The sequence below is a fragment of the Micromonospora tarensis genome, assembly GCF_016803395.1.
GTDB lineage: Bacteria > Actinomycetota > Actinomycetes > Mycobacteriales > Micromonosporaceae > Micromonospora > Micromonospora tarensis.
Genome location: NZ_JAEVHL010000328.1, coordinates 1 through 5,645 on the forward strand (window position 1 = coordinate 1; position 5,645 = coordinate 5,645).

Annotated in this window: 5 protein-coding genes and 1 pseudogene; 2 read left to right on the forward strand and 4 right to left on the reverse strand. The window is 72.4% G+C overall.

Annotated elements, in window-relative coordinates:
* The 3 genes from JM949_RS32875 to JM949_RS32885 form a co-directional block, all read right to left on the reverse strand.
* Positions 1 to 802 (reverse strand): hypothetical protein (locus tag JM949_RS32875; RefSeq protein ID WP_203151958.1); only part of this gene is annotated, 802 nt, incomplete at its 3' end.
* Between the two features lie 134 nt (positions 803 to 936).
* A complete protein-coding gene (locus JM949_RS32880; RefSeq protein ID WP_203151959.1) occupies positions 937 to 2,043 on the reverse strand; it encodes an SPFH domain-containing protein in 1,107 nt (368 codons plus the stop codon).
* A gap of 5 nt (positions 2,044 to 2,048) precedes the next feature.
* Positions 2,049 to 2,522, reverse strand: a complete 474-nt coding sequence (locus JM949_RS32885; RefSeq protein WP_203151960.1) for an NfeD family protein — start codon at positions 2,520 to 2,522, stop codon at positions 2,049 to 2,051.
* Between the two features lie 120 nt (positions 2,523 to 2,642).
* On the opposite strand from JM949_RS32885, the gene JM949_RS32890 reads away from it, so the two are divergent.
* Positions 2,643 to 3,941, forward strand: a complete 1,299-nt coding sequence (locus JM949_RS32890) for a serine hydrolase domain-containing protein (RefSeq protein ID WP_203151961.1) — start codon at positions 2,643 to 2,645, stop codon at positions 3,939 to 3,941.
* A gap of 33 nt (positions 3,942 to 3,974) precedes the next feature.
* On the opposite strand, the gene JM949_RS32895 is transcribed toward JM949_RS32890, so the two are convergent.
* Positions 3,975 to 4,787, reverse strand: a complete 813-nt coding sequence (locus JM949_RS32895) for a DUF3097 domain-containing protein (RefSeq protein ID WP_203151962.1) — start codon at positions 4,785 to 4,787, stop codon at positions 3,975 to 3,977.
* Between the two features lie 205 nt (positions 4,788 to 4,992).
* Here JM949_RS32895 and JM949_RS32900 point away from each other — a divergent pair.
* Positions 4,993 to 5,645 (forward strand): annotated as a pseudogene (locus JM949_RS32900) (hypothetical protein); the annotation flags it as partial.

Sequence of the window (5,645 nt, forward strand, 5' to 3'; positions counted from 1 at the left end):
CGGGGGCCGGTGGGTGGGGTTGGGCGGGGAGCCTTCTAGGGGTTGGGGTGCTCAGGCTGGCGGTGGCGGCGTCTCTGGCGGTTTCGCGGGGCATCAGGCGGCCGGAGCGATAGCCGATGCCGATGCCGGCGATCAGTACGAAGATCGCGCCGAAGGTCTGTAGCGAACCGATCAGCGCGCCGCCGAGCCCGAGCAGTGGTGCGGCGATGATCAGCATGACGCCGTCACCGAGGCTGAAGGTGCCCGAGCGGGCCACCGCCCATCCGGTGAGGAACCAGCCCGCGCTGTAGAACGTGGCGCCGAGCAGGACCAGCGACCGCGCGCTGGTGCCGAAGACCGGCGTCTGCTCTTCGAGCCCGGCGAACGGCAGCATGAGCACGGTGCCGGCGATGCTGACCAGCAGCCCGGCGGCGGCCACCCGGCGGCTGCGGGTCGCGGCCAGCAGCCCGGTGAGGGCCAGCAGCGCGAGCAGTCCGAGCCAGACCGCGGCCACCCAACCGATCAGATAGACCGCCCGGCCGTCGGCCGGATAGGGGTCGTTGCCCACCCCGCCGTCGCTGGCCATCGCCACCGCGCCGTAGAGGATGGCGTACGCGGGCAGCAACCACACCGCCGCCCGCGCGAACCGACGGACCGACCAGGCCCAGCTGGCGTTCGTGGCCGGCGCGCCCGGGGTCGGCTCACCGACGAACGGCAGCACGCCGAAGCCGCCACCGCTGCGTCGGGAGCCCAGCGGGGCGACCGGGTCGTGCGCGCCGGGCACCGGGGCCGAGGACCACATCCGCTTCGCCGGATCCATCATGCGTCACCTCGCTCGTCGTCGAGCGGTGCACCGACGCGCCGGGGCGCCCCGATTGCCTGGTCACCACCCGTCCTAGGACCGATCGTGGCAGGCGTCGGAGCGCCCCGTGAGCATTTCTCGTATTAAGCCTCGGGTCAGCCCCGCTCACGCCTGTCGGCCGGGTCCTCGACCAGGCTGGCCGGGGAGACCGGCTCCGGCGCGGGCAGCCCCTGCGGCTTGTTGCCGCCGGTGGCCTGCGCCTCGGCGACGCGTACCTCGTCGTGGATCTGCTGGGCGGCGTCGGCCGCGGCCTGGGCCGCCTCCGCGGCCTCGCGCTCGACCTGGCTCGCCTGGTCCGCCGCCTCTGGTGCGGGCAGGTCCCCCACCATCTGGCTCAGCCCACCGAGCGCGCCACCCATCCCCTCCAGCGCCTTGGTCAGCTCGGCCGGGACGATCCAGACCTTGTTGGCGCTGCCCTGGGCGATCTGCGGAAGGGCCTGAAGGTATTGGTAGGCGAGCACCTTCTGGCTCGGGTTGGCCTGGTGGATGGCGTCGAAGACCGTCCGGATCGCCTTCGCCTGCCCCTCGGCCTGCAGGATGCGGGCCTGCCGGTCACCGTCGGCCCGCAGCACCGCCGACTGCTTGTCACCCTCGGCGGTGAGGATCACCGACTGCTTGTGACCCTCGGCGGTCAGGATCGCCGCACGGCGGTCCCGCTCGGCGCGCATCTGCTTCTCCATCGAGTCGCGGATGCTGGCCGGCGGCTCGATCGCCTTGATCTCGACCCGGGTCACCTTGATGCCCCAGCGGCCGGTGGTCTCGTCCAGCACGCCGGAGAGGTGCCGGTTGATCTCGTCGCGGCTGGTCAGCGCCCGCTCCAGGTCCAGTGAGCCGATCACGTTACGCAACGTGGTGACGGTCAGCTGCTCGATGGCCTGCAGGAAGCTGGAGATCTCGTAGGTGGCCCGGACCGAGTCGACCACCTTGAAGTAGAGGACCGTGTCGATCGAGACCACCAGGTTGTCCGAGGTGATCACCGGCTGCGGCGGGAAGCTGACCACCTGCTCGCGCATGTCGACCTTGGTACGAACCGCGTCGATGAACGGCACCAGCAGGTTGAGGCCGGGGCTGAGGGTGCGCTTGTACTTGCCGAGCCGTTCCACCACGTCCTGGCGCTGCTGCGGCACGATCCGCACCGCCTTGGCCAGCGTTATCACGGCGATCAACGCCACCGCGATCACTACCACCCCGATTAAGGTCATCCCGCTCACCCTCTCGATTCCGGCAGCTCGCCGGCGGAAGAAACATCGTCCTGCCACACCAGGGCAGTAGCGCCCCGGACCTTTATCACCCGAACCCGTTGACCGGGGTCATAAATCTGTGTCGTGTCGTACGCGCGGGCGCTCCACAACTCCCCGTCGATCTTGACGAGGCCGTGTTCGGCGTCCACCCGTTCCAGCACCAGCGCCGTGGAACCCTCGATCGCCTCCACGCCGAACGGCTGCTCACCGCTCTCCAGCGCGGTGCGGCCGTGCCGCTTGATGACCGGCCGGACCACCACCAGGCTCAACGCCGACACCACAGCGAAGACCAGCGCCTGCACGGCGACCGGCGCGCCCAGGGCGGCCGCACCGGCGGCGGCGAACGCACCGGCACCGAACATGATCAGAAATAGCGTCGTCGTGAAAATCTCGGCGACGGCCAGCAGCACACCCAAAACGATCCACACCACGGCGTCCACCCCCCGATCGTGACACGCAAATGCACGCGCGACCTCCCCGCGAAGATCAGTAGGCTCGGCGAGGTCCTGTCCGGCCCGCCAAAACACCACGAAACGGCGGCCCGACCCGAGGAGATCCCGTTGACCCTGCTCCCCGAGACCGCCCGACAGATCGACATCCGGGTCGCCCAGGCACAGGCCGACGGGCGCACCCCGTCGCTGGTGCTGGGCGTGGTCCGCGACGGCACACTGGCGCATGTGGCCGTCGCCGGCGAAAACCCCCGCCCGGATGTCGACAGGCAGTACCGGCTGGGCTCGATCAGCAAGACGATGACCGCCACCCTGGTCATGCAGTTGCGCGACGCCGGCCGACTGTCCCTCGACGACCCGCTGGAGCAGCACCTGCCGGGCACCGGTGTGGGCGCGCTCACAGTGCGCCAACTGCTCGGCCACGCCAGCGGCATCCAGCGCGAACCCGAGGGCGACTGGTGGGAGCGGGCGGCGGGCGTCGATCTGACCACCCTGCTCGCCGGGGTCGACGCCGACAAGATCGCTTACCCGCCGCACCGCACGTACCACTACTCCAACCTGGCGTACGGGCTGCTCGGCGGGTTGCTCGAACGGCTCACCGGCACACCCTGGGCCGATCTGCTCGACGAACGGGTCCTCACCCCGCTGGGCCTGGCCCGCACCACCTACGCGGCCACCGAGCCGTACGCGCGCGGCTACGTCGTCCACCCCTGGCACGGCACCCTGCGGGAGGAACCCCGTACCGAGACCGGCGCCATGGCCCCCGCCGGGCAGCTCTGGTCGACGATCGAGGACCTGGGTCGTTGGGCCGCGTTCCTGGCCGACCCCGACCCGTCGGTGCTGGCCGCCGAGACGCTGACCGAGATGTGCTCCCCCGTGGTGATCAGCGACGACTCCTGGACCGGCGGGCACGGCCTGGGGCTGGAGCTGTACCGGGACGGCGAACGCGTGTACGTCGGGCACGGCGGCTCGATGCCCGGGTACGTGGCCGCCCTCGTGGTGCACCGGCCCACCCGCACCGCGGTGGTCGGCTTCGCCAACTCGTACGGCTTCCCGATCACCGGGCTCGGCCGCCGGCTGCTGACCAGCGTGCTGGACGCCGAGCCGGCGTTCCCGCAGCCGTGGCGGCCGGCCACCGCCGCGCCTGGTGCCGAGTCGGCCGAGCTGACCGGTCGCTGGTGGTGGATGGGCACCGCACTGGACCTGCGCTGGGACGCGGGCGACCTGGTGGCCTATGTACGCGGTGAGCGGGTCAGCCGGTTCACCGCCGAGGGGACGGACCGCTGGCGGGGACGCTCCGGCCCGGAGAACGGCGAGATCCTGTCCGTGCTGCGCGACGACAGCGGACGGCCGACGGCGATCGACATCGCCACGTTCGTCTTCACCCGCAGCCCGGACGAGGCGCCCTGATCCGCCGCTGGACGGATTTGGCGGACCAGGCGGTCAGGCTGCCTCGGTGACGAAGTCGATGAGGCGCTCCATGGCGTTGATCAGGGGCGTCTCCACGTCGGCGAAGCTGTTCACCCGGGACAGGATGTGCCGCCACATGTCGGCCGGCTCGGCCACCCCGAGGGCCGCGCAGACGCCCTCCTTCCACGGTCGCCCCGGCGGCACCACCGGCCACGCGGCGACGCCCAGCGCGGCCGGCTTGACCGCCTGCCACACGTCCACGTAGGGGTGCCCGGTCACCAGCACGTGCGGCGAATTCACCCGGGCGACGATCCGGCTCTCCTTGCTGCCCGGCACCAGGTGGTCGACGAGCACGCCGAGTCGTCGGGTCGGGCCGGGGCCGAAGTCGCGTACCTCGGCGTCGAGGGCGTCGATGCCGTCCAACGGCTCGACCACCACGCCCTCGATCCGTAGGTCGTCGCCCCAGATCCGCTCGACAAGGGCGGCGTCGTGGATGCCCTCCACCCAGATCCGGCTGGCCTTGGCCACCTGGGCCCGCACGTTGTCCACGGCGACCGAACCGGACGCGGTGCGCCGGCGGGCCGCCGGCACCGCTGCCCGGGTGGGGCGGCGCAGGGTCACCGGGCGACCGTCGAGCAGGAACGCCGCCGGCAGCAGCGGGAAGTTGCGCCGTTTGCCGTGCCGGTCCTCCAACACCACCGCGCCCGCCTCGAAGCCCACCACCGCCCCGCAGAACCCGGAGTCGGCATCCTCCACCACGAGGTCCGGCTCGGCGTCCACCTCGGGGGTGACCTTCCGCCGCCGCCAGTCGCCCGCCAACACGTCCTCGCCGTATCGCCCCGCCATGTCGATCACGCTAACCGCGAGCCACCGGCCCCGCTTCCCGACACACCGCCTCGCCTCCCGCCGGGCCGCCGGTCAGCGAAGACGAGCGGCCCCGAAACGGGCACCAGCCGGGCGGGGATTGGGGCGAACAGGGCAGTTAGGGGCAGGCCGGGCGGCCGGAGCGGCAGTCGAGACAGGGCCGGTCGTGACCACGTACCCTTTCGGCATGTCCACCCCCGCCACGGGCGCGGCCACGCTCGCGCCGCGCCGGTCGAGCCGGTTCGTTGCCTGGGTGCGCGCCTGGCGCGCCGGGTTGGTGCCGTACGACGAGGTCGCCGACGCCATCGCCGGTGACGAGGAGCACCTCGTGGCGGACGCCCCCGGCACCTGGACCGACGTTCCGCTGGGCGCCGCGCTGCCCACCCTGGCCAAGCTCTCCCCCGACCACATCCGCCTGGTGCTGCCCGCGCCGGGCGACCCCCGGGGGCTACCCGGCCCGGGCGACTTCGCCGGTGCGGCGCTGGTCGCGGGCGAGGCGGTGGTCGCCGGTGGGCTCGGGTTGATTCCCGAGGTGCGGATGCACACGTCGGGCTCGGGTGACTGCTTCGAGACCGTGCTCTGGCGGGTGTACCCGCTGCCCGCCAACGCGCCGGCCGCCTCGCTGTCGCTACCCGGCGCCGCCGAGGCGGAGGCCGAGCTGGCCGCCGCGCTGGCCGAGACGACCGCCGCGCTCTCCCCCGACCACATCCGCCTGGTGGCTGCCCGCGCCGGGCGACCCCCGGGGCTACCCGGCCCGGGCGACTTCGCCGGTGCGGCGCTGGTCGCGGGCGAGGCGGTGGTCGCCGGTGGGCTCGGGTTGATTCCCGAGGTGCGGATGCA